The organism is Achromobacter sp. 10T422, from assembly GCF_056394065.1.
In genome coordinates this window covers 107,477-124,594 of record NZ_JBFTHD010000013.1, presented here as the reverse complement: position 1 = coordinate 124,594, position 17,118 = coordinate 107,477, and the positions used below count along the sequence as shown (strand labels likewise).

Below are 17,118 nucleotides of genomic sequence, written 5' to 3'. Positions count from 1 at the left end.
CCCTTCCCGTACCGAGTCTTTGCGCCGGCGCCCATTGCGCTGGCGTGACTTCGCCTGCGCGCGTGATGGAGCAGGCTAAGGCGCGGGCAACGTCCGCACGCATCCCAATTCCTGTCAGTGAGTCTTTGGAATGCCTGAAAACACGTCAAGTCATCAGCAGGTTAGGCCTTTCATCTATGCCACGACCACGTCGCGGTCATTGATGTTTTCTCATGCCGAAATCCAGAGCCGTATGTGGACGAAAGATCCGTCAGCGCTCAATCTGGAATACACGCGGATCATGATGGCGTTCCTGCTGTTCAACCCCGAGCCCCGGCGCATTGCGATGGTTGGCTTGGGCGGCGGGTCGCTTGCCAAGTTCTGCTATCAGCACCTGCCATCGGCCAGTATCGATGTGTTCGAGATCAATCCGCACGTCATCGCATTGCGGGATTCGTTCATGGTGCCGCAGGATGATCACCGCTTTGCCGTATTGCAAGGCGATGGCGCCGAACTGGTTCGCCAGCACCAAGGCGAGTACGACGCCATCCTGGTTGACGGCTACGACATCAACGGCCTGCCACGGCAACTGACCACCGACACGTTCTATGACGCCTGCCGCAATGCTTTGGCGCCCGAAGGCATGATGGTGTGCAATTTCCATGCGTCTAATTCACACTACGGCACGTATCTAGGCCGGATCAAGCAGAGCTTTGCAGGTTCGGTCATTGAAGTCAGCGATACGTCGTGCGCGCACAGCATCGTGTTCGCTTGCCATGGCGAAACGCTCAAACGCCGCAGGGCGTTGCCCAAACGCAAGCCAGATGCAATGAGCACCGAAATGTGGTTGCGCCTGGCGCCCACGTATTGGCCCATGCTGGTGTGACGCACCGCGCCGGCGCAGGCGTTGCGTGCGCGTAGTTGGGTGCGCGTAGTTGTGTGCGTTTATTTGCGTGCGTTTATCCACCTAGATACGACGCCCCGAAGGCAAGTTGCCATTGGGGCGTCAGGTGTTACGGCCAATAAGTTTGCGCCTTAGAAGTGGTGGCGCATGCCCACCACGGATTGGAGCACGTGCGAATCGCGATGATCGACGCGGTCAAGCAGGGCGTAGAGGTTGGTCCGCTTGGACAAATCATATTGATAGCCCAGCCCCCAGCCCTTGATCTTTGAGCTGGTGGCGCGCTGGTACGTGCCCAGCACCTTGCTGTTGGCGCTTAGCGGGAAGCTGGCGCCACCCACGAACGAATTGACGCGCTTGTATCCCGCAGACGGCCCGACGTTCGGGTTACGCAGGTTGCCATACCCCCCATGCAACTGCATCCATTCAAAGTCATACGAGCCGGCCAACTGCAAGTTGGACGCGCGCTTCTTGTCGGGGATGCTGGCGTTGGGGTTCAGGCGCTCGTACGTGAGCGCGGTGGAAAACGGCCCGTTGCGGTAGCGCAGGCCTGCGGTCCAGACGCGGTCGTGGTCGGCGGTTTCAAACTGGGTGTTGTCGTGGGATTCAAAGCTGTACCCCAGCCCGGCCTGCCACCCATTCCACACCGGCGTGCGATAGATCAAGGCGTTGTTCACGCGGCCTGAATGTCCGAAGTCGCCGTCGTTATAGCCCGATGTGACGGACGACGACGCGCCGCCCCACGACGTGCCGAAGGGCGACGCAATGCCGCCCCAGCTATCGCTTAGCACTTGCTGGCGGCCCGCGCGCAGTTCACCAAAGGGGCCGGCCAAACCCAGATACGCCCAACGCCCGAATAAGCGGCCTTGGCCTTGCGTGCCGTTGGAGGCGTGGAATCCGCTTTCCAGCCGGAACACCACGCTGTATCCACCACCCAGATCTTCAACGCCGCGCAGTCCCCAGCGCGACCCGGATTGTGTGCCATCCCGCATGTCGATGCGGGATTCCGACGAGGGGTTGGCGCTGTCGTGTTTGCGCTCAAACGCCAGACCCAGATCAACGATGCCGTACAGCGTGACACTGGTGGTGGACGCCTGCGCCATGCCGGTGACGGACACGGCGGCCAAAGCGGTGAGCAGAGCACCTGCCTTTTTCCTTGCTGCGGTCATAAGAACCCCATGTGATGTTGTTGTGTTGCGTGGGACAAAAGAACCCCCTGCGGCCGGCCAAAAGGCAGGTCGCGGAGGATGGTGGAAAGGATTTAGGGGAGGGGGCTAGGAGGCGGGCAGGCGGCCACCGGCCAACGTCACGGGCGACGTTGCCAGGGATGGCGATAGGGGCGCGATGACGCCACTGTGCGGAATGAAATGTGGGGTGAAGTGCGGAATGAAGTGCGGGATGAAAGTGCGCGCGGACACGGCAAGCGAAGCTCCCTGGAAATAGCGCTTAGCCGCCGCTGCCTAGCCGCCGGTTAAGCACTAGTTAACATCGCAATGAACATGGCGCATTATGGGGAAGCGAGGTCGCGAAGAGAATCAGACGACTACGATAGTTGGTGCTAGCAGCGCTGACCGCGCGGCCAAGCCGAGAAAATCAGACGGATTTACCCGATGGCCGCCGCCACCTTGCGGCGACTACCCCGCGTGCACGACCACCCGGTTACGCCCTTGCTCCTTGGCCGCGTAGAGCGCCGCATCGGCCGCCTGGAATACCTGGCTCACCTCTGGTCCGGATGACGGCCATTGCGCCACGCCTGCCGACACCGTGATGCCATCCACGCCATGCAGCCGTCGGCCGGCCAGGTGTTTGCGCAGGCGCTCGGCGACGGTTGCGGCCTCTTTGGTTCCCACTCCCGGCAGCAGAATCAGGAACTCTTCGCCGCCATTACGGCTAAGGATGTCGGACGGCCGCGAGCATTCGCGCATCAGTTGCGCCATGCCGCGAATAACCTCATCGCCCGTGGTGTGCCCATAGGTGTCGTTCACGCGCTTGAAGTGATCAATGTCCAGCGCCACCACCGCAAAGGGCGTGTCGGACGCTTGCAGCTGCTCGACGGCGTCCTGCGTTCCGCGGCGGTTGCGCAAGCCCGTCAGGGGGTCAGTGATGCTGGCCAGGTTCAGCTTGCCGATCTTGTCCTGCAAGCTTGTGAAGCTCCAGATCACGGCGCGCTTTAACCGTTCCGCTTCGAAGTACCAGGCTTTGATGGACTGCACGCGCTGCATCGCAACGGCCACATCCTGGTGTTCCACATTGGTGGCCAGTTGCGACAGGGGCAGCGAGATCATTCGTGCGCACCACCAGATGGCCAATAAGAACGCCAGCGCCAGCGGCGCCGCGTAGCCGATCAGCGCCCAGATCAGGTCATGAATCGGCTCCAACGTTTTTTCCGCCGGACGTTGCGCGACGATGCCCCAGCCACTTAGCGGCTCTGCCGCGTAGCCCGCCAGCATGTCCACCCCCTTCGTGTTGACCACCCGTTGCGCGCCGGCGTGGCCTTGCGTGACGGCGGCTACGACCGGATTGCGCATCACGTTTTCACCAATGCGGGCGGACTCCATGTGATAGATCAACTGGCCGTCGCCATCCACCACAAACAAGTAGGAGCCGTCTTGATAGTGGTGCTTGCCCAGCAATTCCTGCAACGCGCTGTCGTTGCGCAGATAGATCGTGCCGGCGATATAGCCCAGATACCGGCCGTCGTTCGAGAAGATCGGGTGCGACAGGTTGATGAGCATGTTGCCGGCAATCGACACATAAGGCTTGCTGATCAGTGGCTGGCGCGCCTTCAATGCCGCTCGGCTTCCGGCGCTATCTACCCGCGTGCCTAGAAAATTGCGGAAGCTCTGGGTCGTGGCCAGGATGATGCCGTCTGCGCTGACGACGCCTACCGAGTTGAAGTTGTCGGCCTGCTCCTGCAGGCGCATGACTTCCGCTGCCAACCCATCCAGGTCGTCGACCTGGCTGGCCAAGTGGCGCGCGCTGTAGGCAAGCTGCTGCTGCGCCGCCTTCAGGAAATGGGTGGTGCTTTCCGCAAGCTTGGCGGCATAGACGCGGTTGGCCTCCAGCGTGTTGGTGATGAGCTGGTCGCGCTGCACCAGGTAGCTGGCGTATAGGGCATTCGCGGTCGCCGCGATGGCGCTGAATACGGTAAGCGCAAGCACAAGCCCGCGTAGGTTGATTCGCATGGGGTGGCGGACTAGGGCTAGGACTTGGGCGGGCGAGGGGCGCACCGTAAATGTGGGCGGCGCAAAGAGGGCGAAGGAAAAGGCGTCATCGTATTACGGCAGGCGCGGCGCACATCTATAGGTCGTCTGGCTCAGCTTCGTCCATCAGGCGGGCAGCGGGAGACTGGGCCGCAGCCCCCGCCCGGAAATAACCCATGACGGTGGCGACGCTGGCATGGCCCGTCATGGCCATGGTGTCGCCCAGCGGAATGTTGCGCCGGCCAGCTTCGGTAACGAAACCCGAGCGCAGGCTGTGCGCGGAAAATTCGCCTTCCAGCCCGGCAAGCTTGCAGCGTTCCAGCACGATGTCGCGCACGGCCGCTGCCGCCAGCGGCTCTCCGATCACATCGCCCCGGCGCACGCGGCGAAAGATCGGACCCTGTTGAATGCCGCTGGCGGCTAGCCAGGCGTCCAGCGCCTGCGCGGCGCTGCCAACAATCGGTTTCTGGTCGTCTGCGCGGCGCGCGCCCGACTGATTGGTCTTGGATTGCGCCAGCGTATAGAGAAAGCCTTCAGCCGTGCGGACGGTGTTTTCGACCGTGGCGCGCACCACTTCTGACCGGCGCCGGCCGCCGCTGGCCCACGCAAACAACAAGAGCGCGCGGTCTCGGATGCCGCGCAAGGTGTCGTCGCAAGTGGCCAGCATCGCCTGCAAGGGTTCGCGGGTCAGCGCTTCCTTCTTCGCCGGCGCCACGCCGCGGCGGGCATAGGCGCGGCGCGTCTTGGCCAGCAATTCGCGCACGGTCGCGGCCCGGCAAGGGTTCGGATGCCCCAACAATTCATGGGCCTTGGACAGCACAGACACCCGTTGCAGCAAGGTATTCAAACTGGGTGCGCCCAGCCGCCCTTTGGCTTTCAGGCGAACCAGCTCCTGGTCCAACGCCAGCGGAAGCTCCCATTTCAGGCCGTGATCCGTCGTGCGCTGCGCATGGTCGACCACGAACTGGATGACGGCAGCCTCAGGCAAGGGCAGGGCAAAACGCTGCCCGTAGCGCAGCTCGAACCAGGCCGTCCAGTAGCGGACGGCGGCGCGGTAGCTGGCGGCGGTGTTGGCCGAGCTGCCTTCGCGCATCAGGCTGCGCACGGCGGCGTCGGCCTGTACATCCAGCGCATGCGGGTCCAACAAGGGCAGCGAGGCCAGCAATTTCAGCTGCATGGGGGAAGGGTGGCTTCAGGGGTGGGTCAGGCGAAGCCAGAACTATACGGAATTGCCGCGCAACTGGGGTGGGGCCGCAATTCCGAGGGAATTCGTTCTGAAATCGTGCGATGTGCCTATTTCATACATATTATTATGTGTGCTGTATGATATCTAACACTCATAAGAAATAGATCACGATAAGATTCCATTATCGTGACTAATTCAGTACCCAAATGACGATAAACGAGGGAGTGACGGCGATGGCCACGGGAATTACGGAAAACGACGTCTGGACGGCCGCCGACGCCTTGCTGCTGGAAGGCGCGCGCCCCACCATCGAACGGGTCAGGCAAAAAATTGGCCGGGGCTCGCCCAACACCGTCAGCCCGCACCTGGAAACCTGGTTCCGCGCGCTGGGCGCCCGAATCAAAGACCCTGGCGCGTTTGCCGCCGCCCCGGCCATCCCCGACCCCATCACGCAGGCCGCCACCCACTTCTGGGAAGCCGCCTTGGCGGAAGCGCGCGCCGAACAAGCCGATTCATATCGGCAGCGCTGGGAAGAACTGGCGGAAGAGGGCGAGCGACTGGCGGGGCAGGCCGAACAACTCCAGCAGCGTGAGCTCCAGCTGGCGAATCGTGAACAGGATTTGCAGGAAAGCTTGCGGCTGGCTACTGCACAGCTGGCCGCCACCGAAGATCGCCTTCAGGCGGCGGAGCAGCTGTTGCGCCAACGCGATGAACAGCTCAAGCAAAGCCGGCTGCAATTGGAAGACGCGCGCGGCGCCGTTCAGACGCTGCTGACCGAAGCCGAGAAGATGCGCGGGCTGCACGCCCAGGCGCTAGAGGCGGTAGAGGCTCGGCACACCGCACACGAACGACGCTGGATGAACGAGCTGGATGCCGAGCGCGGGGCCGCTAAAAAGCTGCAATTGCGGTTCGACGAGGCCCAAATCGCCAGCCAACGGCAGATCAGCCAGCTGCAAACCTCGCTAACCCAGGCGCAAGAGGGCAAACGCGCGGCAGAGCAGGAGACGCAGCGGGTCAGAGCCGAATTCAGAACAGAAATCCAGGCGGCGCAGGCACGCCACGAGGTCAGTCAAGATGTGGCGCGTGACGCGCTGGCGTCCGCACGCGAGCGGGAACAGGCGCTGGAAGCCCGGGCGGCCGCGTCCGACGCGCAATCGGCCGCGCTGCTGCTTCAGCTACAACAAAAGGATGCGCAAGTGGGCGAGCTGACGCGCCATTTGATGACATTGGCGCAGCAGAATACGGCGGCGCGTAGCGCTCTGGATGAGAACGCCGCCGCGCGCGCCGCTCAAGCGGATGCCGATCAACGGCCCGGGTAAGTACCCTGAAATGGCGTGTTGTCAGGTTCGCCGAAGTTCTCGGCGTGGTAGTTGGCGTGATTCCGTGTATCAGTGCTGGAGCTAGAGCGTGGTTGCGGGGAGCTGTACGAGCTGGGTGCCGTGCAGCCGGCCAGCGCAAAAGCCAGCAAAATGGCCGACGATAAGCCGGTAGTGGTCAGGAGCCTCATGGCATACCTCCATAGAGATGCGCCGCCCGGAAGGCAGCCACCGGAGAACCCGGCGCCGTCGCCATCCTCAATCAATTCGCGTTCAGCGGCATCTGCCCTTAGCAAACGGCGTGCCTGTCCCGGCGCGCAACTAGTACAAGTCTGAGCAAAATTCGGATAAATTCGAAAGATCGCATCCCATGGCGCCTTGGGCAGCCGCCCAACCCTGGCGATGCGCCATCACGCGGGGCGTCATGCCTTGCCAGGAGCACCGGGTGAACCCACGTCCGAACGTCGATCTAGCCCGCATCCTGCTTCTTATCGTCATCCTGGCCGCCTTGATGGTGGGCAGCCTGTACGTGTTGCAGCCCTTCCTGCCGGGCCTCATCTGGGCAACCACGATTGTGGTGGCGACCTGGCCAGTGATGCTGGCCATTCAGGAACGTTGCGGCGGCAGGCGCTGGGCGGCCACTGTGTTCATGCTGCTGATCCTGCTGTTCGTGATCGTGCTGCCGCTCTATCAAGTCATTGCAACGCTGGCGGAACATAGCGGCGCAATCATGGCCGCCGTCAAGAGCCTGCCGGACTATGCGCTGCTTGCGCCGCCGAGCTGGATACGCAGCGTTCCCATTGCCGGTCCGCGCATCGCGCAGGAATGGCAGACCTTGTCCGATGCCGGCGCGGGCGGGTTGCTGGCACGGCTGGAACCTTATCTGACCACCGCGGCGCGCTGGCTGCTGGGGCACGCCGCGATTGTCGGCGTGTTTGTGGTTCACATGCTGGTCACCATCGTCATCTCCGGCATTTTGTACGCCCAAGGCGATATGGCGGCCGACTTCGTCAGGCGCTTCGCCAACCGTTTGGCGGGTATGCGCGGTGTGGCGGCCATTCGGCTGGCGGGCGCCGCCGTCCGGGCCGTGGCGCTGGGTATCGTCGTGACCGCCGTGGTTCAGTCCGCACTGGGCGGTGTGGGCTTGTGGATTGCCGGCGTACCGTCTGCCGGCATCCTGACTGCCTTGATGGTGATGCTGTGCCTGGCGCAGCTGGGTCCGTTCCTGCCGATGCTGGGCGGGGTCATCTGGCTGTTCCAGAACGATATGAAACTGGCCGCGACGCTGCTGCTGATCTGGGCGGTGCTGGTCGCCATGTTGGACAACCTGCTGCGCCCGCTGCTGATCAAACGCGGCGTGAATCTATCGATGCTGCTGATTTTGTCGGGCGTGCTGGGCGGCATGTTCGCCTTTGGCATTGTCGGCCTGTTTATCGGGCCGGTCATTCTGGCCGTGACGTCCACGCTGTTGACGGCCTGGATCAACGAGGTGCCGCCGCCTGACGATGCCGCCGCAGAGTTCACCGCAATTCCCACCGTGGCCGACCCGGCGTTGCCGGGAACGCCCGTGGAAAAGGCGTAACATTCGTCTGACACCGCGGGCGCAACGCCCGCTTTTTTTGCAACACCCCGGCAATACATGACGATGCACCCGACTGCGCTGGCTGACAGCGCGCCCGAATTCCTTTTCACCCCGGCAGCGCCCGCATTCCAGGCGGGGGCCCGATGAGCGAAAGCGTACGCCTGGCCAAGCAGCTGGCCGCGGAACAGAACTGCTCGCGCGGTGACGCCGAACGCTATATCGAAGGCGGCTGGGTCGCCGTGGACGGCAAAACCATCGAAGAGCCCGGCTTTCGCGTGGCGCCGGGCCAAACCATCAGCCTGTTGCCCGGTGCGAAGCTGGAAGACATGAAGCCGGTGACGTTTTTGGTGCACAAGCCCGCCGGCACCTACGCAGACAACGAACCGGGTTCCGCCCGCGACCTGATCATTCCCAAGAACCAGATGCCGGGCGACCGCGCCAGCCAGCGCTATCTGAAGCGCATGTTCAATGGGCTGAAGCTCGTGACGCCGCTTGAGCGCGCCGCAAGCGGCCTCGTCGTGTACACGCAGGAATACGCCGTGTCGCGCAAGCTGGTGGAAGAGGGCAAGCTGGTTGAGCAGGAATACATCGCGCAGGTCAGCGGGCAATTGAGCGAAGGCGATCTTGCGCGGTTGCAGCGCGGGCTGGCGTTTGATGGGCGCGCCGCGACGCCAATGAAGGTCAGCTGGCAGAACGAAACCCACCTGCGCTTTGCACTGAAAACGCCGTTGCCGGGCTTCATTGAATTTGTGTGCGACACGGCGGGCCTGCAGTTGCAGGCGCTGCGCCGCATCCGCATTGGCCGCTTGCCGCTGGCGGGGCTGGCGGTTGGTCAATGGCGCTATCGGTTGGACTACGAACGGTTTTAAGTGCCCATGATCTTGCCTGGCGAGCCTACGCAACGTTCCGATCACAGCCGTCGCCGCTTTTTGAAGCAGACGGGCGTCTTGTGCCTGTCGGCATTGGCGTTGGCTGGTTGCGCTGGCCCCGGTCGCGCCCCCGTGAAGGGGCAGGCCCCGCCAACGCCGCCTGCGCCCGCCAATGGCAAGGGAGCGGCGGCGGTGCCGGCCCTGCGCCCGGGTGCAAAAGTGGCAATTGTGGCGCCGGCTTCGGCGGCGCTTAATGCCAGCGATGATGCCGCCCAATGGTTGGAGTCGCGCGGATTTGTGGCGCAAGTCATGCCTGCCAGCCGCACGCGGCAGGATGTGCCGTATGAGTATCTGGCCGGCAGCGACGCCGACCGCTTGGCCGATCTGCATGCGGCATTCGAAGATCCCGACGTAGGCGCGGTGTGGTGTCTGCAAGGCGGCTTTGGCTCGTGGCGCTTGCTGGATCAGCTGGACTTCGGACTTTTGCGGCGGCATCCCAAGCCCTTCATTGGCTACAGCGACATCACCGCGCTGCACCTCGCGCTGCAACGCCATGCGGGCTTTGTGACCTTTCACGGGCCGATGCTGGCGCAAGACCTCTTGGCCGGCAAACGCGAACCCACGGAATCCGCCTTGTTCGCGATGGTCACCGGGCAGATGGGCAAGGGCGCATGGATCACGCCCCCGATGAACTCGCTGCCGACTGAGCTTGTGCCGGGCGTGGCCAGCGGCCGCTTGATTGGGGGCAATTTGGCGTTGATTGGCGCGCTGATCGGCACTCGCAACGACATCGACACGCGTGACGCAATCCTGTTCATCGAAGACGTCAACGAAGCGATTCCGCGCGTGGACAGGCTGCTGGGCCAGTTGGCCGCCGCCGGCAAATTCGATGGCGTCAAAGGCCTGCTCGTGGGCAACTTCACCCGGCTTGGCGTGCAAATGGACGATGCGCAGGCGCAAGGCCTGCTGTATCCGTTGATCCTGGACCAGTTCCGCGCGCGCGGAATTCCTATTCTGGCCGGCTGGCCCAGTGGCCACGGCGACCCAAATCTGACCTTGCCGCTGGGGGCGCGCGTCACGCTCGACACGGCGCGCGGGGCATTGCGCCTGGATCAGGCGGTGGTGGTGTAGCCTTCGCGTTATGCATCATTAATAGCGCATAGAGCATATTAATGATCTATTAATGATGCATTTAGTTGTTGAGAATGCGTCATTAATCGTGCAATTCGCGCAGCACGGTTCTATTATTGACCCATGAAAAAGAAGATAGAACCCAGCTTCGATGCCGCCGAGGCGCTGGTCCGCCTGGGCGCCAACCTGCGCACGGCTCGCCTTCGCCGGGGCGAATCCGAAACCACGCTGGCCAGCCGGATGGGCGTGTCGCGCGCCACCATCGCGCGGCTGGAACGTGGCGACGGCGGCGTATCGCTGGCGCTTGCCGTCGAAGCGTTGCTGCAATACGGCTTTCGCGATCAGGTGTTTGCGCTGGCCGACCCAGAAGAAGACGGGGTGGGCAAGCGCTTGGATGCAATGCGCCGGCCCAGCCGGGGCAGTGGCGGGGCGTTGCCAACGCATCGCGCCGACCCCGCCAAGCTGTAACGCCCGGGCCCGGCCATGGCACGTTCCCGCAAGCACAAATCGGTTGAAAGCGAACTCTTCGTCTATGTAGACATACGCGGCGAAGCGGTCTTGGCCGGCGTGCTGACGCTGGACGACACCGACGAAAACCACTTTTTCGCCGAATTCACCTACGTGCAGTCCTACGTCAACGACCCCCGCGCCTTTGCGCTGGACCCGTTGAATCTGCCGCTCATCGACGCCAAGACCACCTTTCGCACCGAAAGCCGCTACGAAACGCTGGGCGCCATCTTCGACGCCGCGCCGGACGCGTGGGGGCGCAACGTCATGCGCGTCGACAAAGCGGGGGCGCGCGTCACCGAAGATGAAGTCCTGCTGCGCGGGCGCGGCATGGGCGTGGGCGCGCTGTTCTTCAGCGCGCGTTTGCTCACGCCGAACATGCGCAAAACCTACCGGCTGCCTGAAGTCAGCCAGGTGGAATCGCTGGCCGATCTGCTGACAGATATCGACCAAGGTGTGAAACCCAAAGGCTTGTACCGCGACATTCTGGGCAGTTCCTGGGATATCGGCGGGGCGCGGCCAAAGACGATTGTTCGCGACGAACACGGCGAAATGTGGATCGCCAAGTTTCCGCGCAAGGGCGATTCCTACGACCGGCAGCGCGTGGAGTTCGCCAATTTGCAGATGGCGCGCGAGATCGGGTTGACCGTGCCCGAGGTGCGTTTGACCGAAACGCATCTGGGCGCGGTGCTGTTGACGCATCGCTTTGACCGCCAGCGCCTGCCTGCCGCCAGCGGCGCCGACCCGGTTGTCGCCCGGCGCCATTTCCTGAGCGGCGCGTCGCTGATCAGCCCATCGGTACAGATTGGCAAGCGCGAGTTGGACGGCGCGCGCGGCAAGGCGACCTATTCCTATGCGCGCCTGGCGGACGTGGTGCGCCGCGTGTCGTCGAACCCCGTGCAGGATCTGAAAGAGCTATACGCCCGCATGATCCTGAACGTGGCGGTGCACAACACCGATGATCACCTGAAGAACGTGGGATTTCTGAAGGATGACGGCGCGCACACGTACCGCTTGTCGCCGCTATTCGATGTGGTGACGCAGGAAGGGTCCGCCAAGCATTACCTGCATATTGGCGCGGCGGGCCGGGACAGTACGTTCGAGAATTGCCTGACGGAGTACCGGCGCTTCGGCCTGCGGTCGGAAGCGGCTGCGCGTTCCATCCTGGACCCGGTGCGCGACGTCGTCACGCAACGCCGGCGGTACTACGAGGCGGCTGGTATGCCGCCGCGCGAGATCGAGCTGGTGGAAACGACGCTGGCGGCGTGGCGCGTCCAAGGCTAAAAAAGTGGCCTGGAACCTGGTCTGTACGCTGATCTGGGCGCTGATCTGGGCGCTGATCTGCACCCTGATCAGGAACCCGCCCTAAGACGACGCCTCCGCTGCGGCGCCTTCACCGTCGTTCGCATGGATGGCGTTGAAGTCGATGCGGCGTCCTTGCGTGACCATGCCTTCGTGAAAATCCCGGCTAAGGGCGGCCAGCGTCACGCCGCCAAACCGCTCCATCAGCAACGCCTGCGCGTCTTCGAAGGCGCCGTCCAGCGCCTTGTTCACGGCGGCTTCCACCAGGCAGCCGGGGGATTCGCTGCGGTTGCCCATGGCGAAGATCTCTGGCGACCCTAACGCTTCGTAGATGTCGCGCAGCGTGACGTCGTTGAAGTCGCACRAGATGGTCCATCCGCCGCCGTGGCCTTTTTCCGATCGGACCATGCCTTGTTCGCGCAAGCCCGCCATGATGCGGCGGATAACGACGGGGTTGGTCTGCATGACCCGGCCCAGGTCTTCGGAGGTCATGGGGCCGGGCGCTTCGGCCATGTGTAGCAACACGTGGAGGACACCGGAAAGTTTGCTGTCTCGTCTCATGCAACGCATGCTATTGCATGAGCTGGGGCAGGGTCAAACGCAAGGGGCGATCGAACACTAGCGGCACCACCCCCCGCAGTGCATCGCCCATCAGCGTCCAAGCAACCCCTCAGCCGCAAGCTAAATAAGCGCTTCTCATTGATTCAATAATCGTTGTATTATCCACGCATGACTGAAGATCAAGCCGTATCCGCTCTTGCCGCCTTGGCCCATGTGCAGCGCCTGCGTGTGTTCCGCGCGCTAGTCGTTGCCGGCCCCGAGGGCCTGACGCCCAGTGTGCTGGCCGACCAGCTTGGCGTGGCGCGCAATGCGCTGTCGTTCCACTTGAAAGAGTTGTCGCATGCGGCCCTGGTCACGGCCGAGCAGCAGGGCCGAAACCTTATCTACCGCGCCGCGTACCCGCAGATGAACGGTCTGCTGGCGTATCTGACCGAACATTGCTGCCAGGGCGCACCTTGCGGCCCCGACGTTTCCCTTTGAATTTCCCTGAATCAAAAGCTGTCATCAATGCAAATGCCGTCTTCCTTCCCATCCGTATCTCCGGCGGATTCCCCCACTGATTCCCCGTCCGATCTGCCAAACCTGCTTGCCGAGCATGTGGATAGCAACATCGGAGCCGCCCTCGACCGTCCACGGTCCACCCACGCGCCGCGCATCCTCTTGCTGTATGGTTCGCTGCGCGAGCGCTCATTCAGCCGCTACGCCACCGAAGAGGCCGCCCGTTTGCTCCAGCGCTTTGGTGCGGAAGCGCGCATTTTTGATCCCGCTGGCTTGCCGCTGGTGGACGACGCGCCAGAAGATCACCCGAAAGTGGTGGCGCTGCGCGATGCCGTGCAATGGGCCGAAGGCATGGTCTGGTGTTCGCCGGAACGCCACGGCGCGATGACCGGGCTGATGAAGTCGCAGATCGACTGGATTCCGCTCACGCTAGGCGCGGTGCGGCCCACGCAGGGCAAGACGCTGGCGGTGATGCAGGTCAGCGGTGGGTCGCAATCGTTCAATGCGGTGAATCAGATGCGCATTCTGGGCCGCTGGATGCGCATGCTGACAATTCCGAATCAGTCGTCGGTGGCCAAGGCATGGCAGGAATTCGACGACGCCGGCCGGATGAAGCCGTCGGCGTATTACGACCGGATCGTCGACGTCATGGAAGAGCTGGTGAAGTTCACGCTGCTGACGCGCGATGTCTCGCCGTATCTGGTGGATCGCTATAGCGAACGCAAAGAGTCTGCCGAAGCGCTGTCCAAGCGCGTGCGCCAGGCGGCAATCTAAGCCGCTGCCTGCGTTCAGCGCCAGCGTTCTCCTCTTACACAGCCGCCGCCTGCGTTCGCCGCTAGCTTTCACCTCTTACACAGCCGCCGCCTGCGTTCACCTCCAGCTTTCATCTCGTAATCCGCGGCCTGGCCTCGCGCCATTTCCTATATCCGCTTGGCCGTCCAGCTTCCCTTGCCGGCGGCGCTGCCGCTCATGGTCTTGCCATTGACCTCGCCCGTGTAGCGCACGCCGTTGGCCACGAACGAAATCGCTTTGCCGTCCAGGCGCGCGTCCGAGATATCCGCCGAACCCAGCTTGCCCGACAGCATCTGGTAGTGCTGCGTCAGATGCAGCGTCTGGCCATCAACTTCCCACTTTCCGTCGACCTTGGCCGGCACGATCCACAGCAGCGCCGTGCAATAGGTGGAGCACTCCTTAGTGACGGTCTCGGCCGCATCCGGCTCCCAATCGCCCATGCGGAACGTGTTTGACACCACGCGGGTGCCGGGCGGCAACTGAAGCAGGGTGGGGCGCAGCTTCTCGTTGATGGTCGACAGCAGGAACATGGTGATCACGTCGGCCTTGGACAAATCCGTCTTGAACAGGTCGGCCGCCACGAAGGTGGCCCGGTCGGCCACGCCCGCGCGTTGCGCGTTGCGGCGCGACAGCTCTACCAAATCCGGGTTGTATTCAATGCCTTGCGCGGTCAGCCCGCGCTGCGCGGCGGTGATGACGGTGCGGCCGTCGCCCGAGCCCAGGTCCATCAGCCGGTCTTGCGGCGTGACTTTGGCCATGTCCAGCATCTTGTCCACGAGCGTTTGCGGCGTGGGCACCCAGATGACGTCTTTGCCATCCTGGCCCACGTCGGGCACGTAGTCGCCGGACGCTTTGGCGTCTGTCGTAGTGACTGTCCTAGCCTCTGTCTTGGCCGCCTGCTGGGCGTTGGCAGCGGCCACGAACGCCAGCGACAGCGCCATGGCGGTGGCCACCATCATCATGCGTGTGCGCGTCTGCGTAGCGCGCTGGACGCCGGCAACGGGCGGGCGGGCGGAGTAGGGAGGCAGAGTCGAAGGTTTCATGATGGAAGGTTCCTTGGGTTAGCCCGGCAGCCGGGCAGGCTTGAGCAATCGCAACATGGGGACGCCAGCCGCCAGCACGGCCAGCCCGATCAACGCGCCAGCGCCCGCATACACGGCGCTGGAATAGACCAGCCCGGCGCACGTCAGGGCCAGCAGCAGCGGGGGCAGCGGATACAACGGCACGCGAAACGGCCGGGCGCGATCCGGGTCTATCTGGCGCAATCGCCAGACGGACGCCGCGACCAGCAGCATGAAGATCCAGAAGACGGGCGCGGTATACGCCACCATGGTTTGCACGCTGTTCTGGCTGAAGGCGCCCAGCGCCACAAGCGCCAGCGTGATCGCGCCTTGCGCCAACAGCGCCGCAACCGGGGTCGCATTGCGTGCGCTCCAGCCAGACAATCCCCGCAGCCGCGGCACGTCGCGCCCCAGCGCGTAATACACCCGCGCCCCGGTGATGATGGTGCCGTTGATGGTGCTTAACGCCGTCGCGCAGATCATCAAACTGAGCAAGGCCGCGGCATAGGGGCCGGCCGCCAATTGCATGACGTCTGCGCCCAGCGCCGGCGTGTCACGCAGGCCTTGCAGGCCGAAAATCTCCAGCAACGCCAGATTGGTCAGGACATACGCACCCGTCACAACGACCGTGCCGATGAGCAGCACGCGGCTCATGTTGCGCCCCGGGTTGCGCAGTTCGCCGCTAAGGTAGGCCGCTTCGTTCCAGCCGCCGTAGGTCAGCAGCACAAACACCATGCCCATGCCCATCAAGCCCGCGGGGTTGCCGGTAAGCGCGGCGGGCGCGGCGTCCAAGGCTGTGCTGTCGGTGGTGGTGGACAGGCTGGCGATCAACACGGCGCCCAGCGCCAGCAGCGTCAGCACGGTAAATACCCATTGCAGCCGCTTGGAGTGTTTCGTGCCGATCACGTTCAGCGCCGTCAGGGCGACCACGGAAATCGCGGCATGCAGCGCCGGGCCGTGCGCGCCCAACGGCATCAAGCGCTGGGCGTAATCGCCATAGATATAGGCGACGACGGCGATGGCGCCAGTCTGGATGACCGTGCACCGCGCCCAGGCGAACATCAACCCCACGCGTGAGCCCCAGGCCCGAGTCAAATACAGATATTCGCCACCTGCGCCGGGGTACGCCGAGCCCAATTCGGCGTAGCACAGCGCGCCCACCAACATCACCAGGCCGCCGGCGCACCACAAGCCGATGTACATGGCTTCTGAGCCGGCATGCTGCGCCACCAGCGGCGGGAAGCCAAAAATGCCGATGCCGATCACCACGCCCACCAAGACCACGATCGCGTCCATGACTGACAAACCGGCGCGCGGGTCCTCCACCTCGGTGTGGGCGGCGGGCGAGGAGGAGATAGTCATCGGAGGCTCTCGGATAGGCGGCGGGACACAGGCGCGGCGCGTGCCGGAGAAGGCGCCTGACATTAACCTGAATCATTAGCGACCCGAACGAAAGCAGAAAAGTTTCTGCGGGTTTTCCCGGGAAAGTCCAAACCTATCGAACGATCATTGCGCGCGGCATCTATAAATGACTTCACAAATGCAATGCAACATCTTGATTTAGCGTATAAAACTCCCTACACCTAAAGTGATGTAGTTAAAGTGCTTTATGAAGTATTTTTTAGCCATCTCCACCCGTAAAATTTCCAGATGAATCAACACGACTACCAAATCGCACTTCGCCGCGTGCTGGACCAGCACACCTCCCGCGCCCAAGAAAAACTGGCTGCGCTGATTGCCGCCTTGCCGGAAAAAGCCCGCGAAATTCAATTTGGCATATTCCCCGACCAGGACGGCGAGGGCACGTTCTCGGTCGTCATCAGCCTGGACGGCCCCGACTTGTATGTGCTGAACAAGGCGGTGGACGCCCACCGAACCTTGTTCGATGTCCGCCACACCAGCAAGGGCCTTAGCCCGGCGGTGCCGCAGTTTGCCCCCGACAGCACCGGCTTTGCCGTGCATGACGCCATTGCGGATACGGCAGCGGACTGGATCGAAGTGCTGTGGGAACAGGCGGGGAAGGGAAGGTCGCCGTTGCCCGGTTTGGTCTACGGCGATGACGACGCGGGCAAGACCTTGCCGCGCGAATTGAAGCCGTAGTTCGCCTGCAATTGCCCCAAAAGTTGCCCCAAAAGTTGCCACGCGGTTGCTCCGCCGTTGGAGCCTAAACAGCCCCGTCAGCTGCCTCTGCATTCAGCGGAAACCCAAGCCAGGCGCCAATTTCGCTTAA

General features: G+C 63.2%; 16 protein-coding genes. 10 read left to right on the top strand and 6 right to left on the bottom strand.

The window, feature by feature from the left end:
• The first annotated feature begins 232 nt into the window (after positions 1–232).
• Positions 233–865 (top strand): fused MFS/spermidine synthase, encoded by a 633-nt coding sequence (locus AC1DB0_RS28090; RefSeq protein ID WP_476758419.1) that lies wholly within the window; start codon positions 233–235, stop codon positions 863–865.
• Between the two features lie 149 nt (positions 866–1,014).
• Here AC1DB0_RS28090 and AC1DB0_RS28085 read toward each other — a convergent pair whose 3' ends face one another.
• The 3 genes from AC1DB0_RS28085 to AC1DB0_RS28075 all read right to left on the bottom strand — a co-directional run bounded on the left by AC1DB0_RS28085 (position 1,015) and on the right by AC1DB0_RS28075 (position 5,260).
• A complete protein-coding gene (locus AC1DB0_RS28085; RefSeq protein ID WP_054422180.1) occupies positions 1,015–2,049 on the bottom strand; it encodes a porin in 1,035 nt (344 codons plus the stop codon).
• Positions 2,050–2,514: 465 nt separating this feature from the next.
• Positions 2,515–4,065 (bottom strand): sensor domain-containing diguanylate cyclase, encoded by a 1,551-nt coding sequence (locus AC1DB0_RS28080; protein WP_054422181.1) that lies wholly within the window; start codon positions 4,063–4,065, stop codon positions 2,515–2,517.
• A 115-nt stretch (positions 4,066–4,180) separates the two neighbouring features.
• Positions 4,181–5,260: a site-specific integrase gene (locus AC1DB0_RS28075; RefSeq protein ID WP_441372182.1), complete on the bottom strand. Its 1,080-nt coding sequence runs from the start codon at positions 5,258–5,260 to the stop codon at positions 4,181–4,183.
• A 242-nt stretch (positions 5,261–5,502) separates the two neighbouring features.
• On the opposite strand from AC1DB0_RS28075, the gene AC1DB0_RS28070 reads away from it, so the two are divergent.
• From AC1DB0_RS28070 to AC1DB0_RS28045, 6 genes are all read left to right on the top strand, one after another.
• Positions 5,503–6,588, top strand: a complete 1,086-nt coding sequence (locus AC1DB0_RS28070; RefSeq protein ID WP_441372183.1) for a DNA-binding protein — start codon at positions 5,503–5,505, stop codon at positions 6,586–6,588.
• A gap of 442 nt (positions 6,589–7,030) precedes the next feature.
• Positions 7,031–8,167 carry an AI-2E family transporter YdiK gene (gene ydiK, locus AC1DB0_RS28065; RefSeq protein WP_476758418.1) on the top strand — a complete coding sequence of 379 codons (1,137 nt, stop codon included), beginning with the start codon at positions 7,031–7,033 and terminating at the stop codon, positions 8,165–8,167.
• 143 nt (positions 8,168–8,310) lie between these two features.
• On the top strand, positions 8,311–9,036 hold the full coding sequence (locus tag AC1DB0_RS28060; protein WP_175168909.1) for an RNA pseudouridine synthase: 726 nt from the start codon (positions 8,311–8,313) through the stop codon (positions 9,034–9,036).
• 192 nt (positions 9,037–9,228) lie between these two features.
• Positions 9,229–10,167, top strand: coding sequence for a S66 peptidase family protein (locus AC1DB0_RS28055; protein ID WP_054422451.1), 939 nt, complete (start codon positions 9,229–9,231; stop codon positions 10,165–10,167).
• Positions 10,168–10,290: 123 nt separating this feature from the next.
• A complete protein-coding gene (locus AC1DB0_RS28050; RefSeq protein WP_054422185.1) occupies positions 10,291–10,635 on the top strand; it encodes a helix-turn-helix transcriptional regulator in 345 nt (114 codons plus the stop codon).
• 15 nt (positions 10,636–10,650) lie between these two features.
• Complete coding sequence (locus tag AC1DB0_RS28045) at positions 10,651–11,958, top strand: type II toxin-antitoxin system HipA family toxin (protein WP_476758417.1); 1,308 nt, start codon at positions 10,651–10,653, stop codon at positions 11,956–11,958.
• A gap of 81 nt (positions 11,959–12,039) precedes the next feature.
• On the opposite strand, the gene AC1DB0_RS28040 is transcribed toward AC1DB0_RS28045, so the two are convergent.
• Positions 12,040–12,537 carry an Rrf2 family transcriptional regulator gene (locus tag AC1DB0_RS28040; RefSeq protein WP_476758797.1) on the bottom strand — a complete coding sequence of 166 codons (498 nt, stop codon included), beginning with the start codon at positions 12,535–12,537 and terminating at the stop codon, positions 12,040–12,042.
• Between the two features lie 168 nt (positions 12,538–12,705).
• On the opposite strand from AC1DB0_RS28040, the gene AC1DB0_RS28035 reads away from it, so the two are divergent.
• The gene (locus AC1DB0_RS28035; protein ID WP_175168906.1) at positions 12,706–13,017 is read left to right on the top strand and encodes an ArsR/SmtB family transcription factor; all 312 of its coding nucleotides are present in this window, start codon (positions 12,706–12,708) and stop codon (positions 13,015–13,017) included.
• Between the two features lie 33 nt (positions 13,018–13,050).
• Positions 13,051–13,809, top strand: a complete 759-nt coding sequence (gene arsH, locus AC1DB0_RS28030) for an arsenical resistance protein ArsH (RefSeq protein ID WP_447577826.1) — start codon at positions 13,051–13,053, stop codon at positions 13,807–13,809.
• 146 nt (positions 13,810–13,955) lie between these two features.
• On the opposite strand, the gene AC1DB0_RS28025 is transcribed toward arsH, so the two are convergent.
• Positions 13,956–14,870 carry an SAM-dependent methyltransferase gene (locus tag AC1DB0_RS28025; protein ID WP_342065467.1) on the bottom strand — a complete coding sequence of 305 codons (915 nt, stop codon included), beginning with the start codon at positions 14,868–14,870 and terminating at the stop codon, positions 13,956–13,958.
• A gap of 18 nt (positions 14,871–14,888) precedes the next feature.
• Positions 14,889–16,184, bottom strand: coding sequence for an APC family permease (locus AC1DB0_RS28020; RefSeq protein ID WP_082386973.1), 1,296 nt, complete (start codon positions 16,182–16,184; stop codon positions 14,889–14,891).
• Between the two features lie 354 nt (positions 16,185–16,538).
• Between AC1DB0_RS28020 and AC1DB0_RS28015 the strand changes: the two genes are divergently transcribed.
• Complete coding sequence (locus AC1DB0_RS28015; protein ID WP_346553360.1) at positions 16,539–16,988, top strand: DUF6389 family protein; 450 nt, start codon at positions 16,539–16,541, stop codon at positions 16,986–16,988.
• Positions 16,989–17,118: the final 130 nt, after the last annotated feature.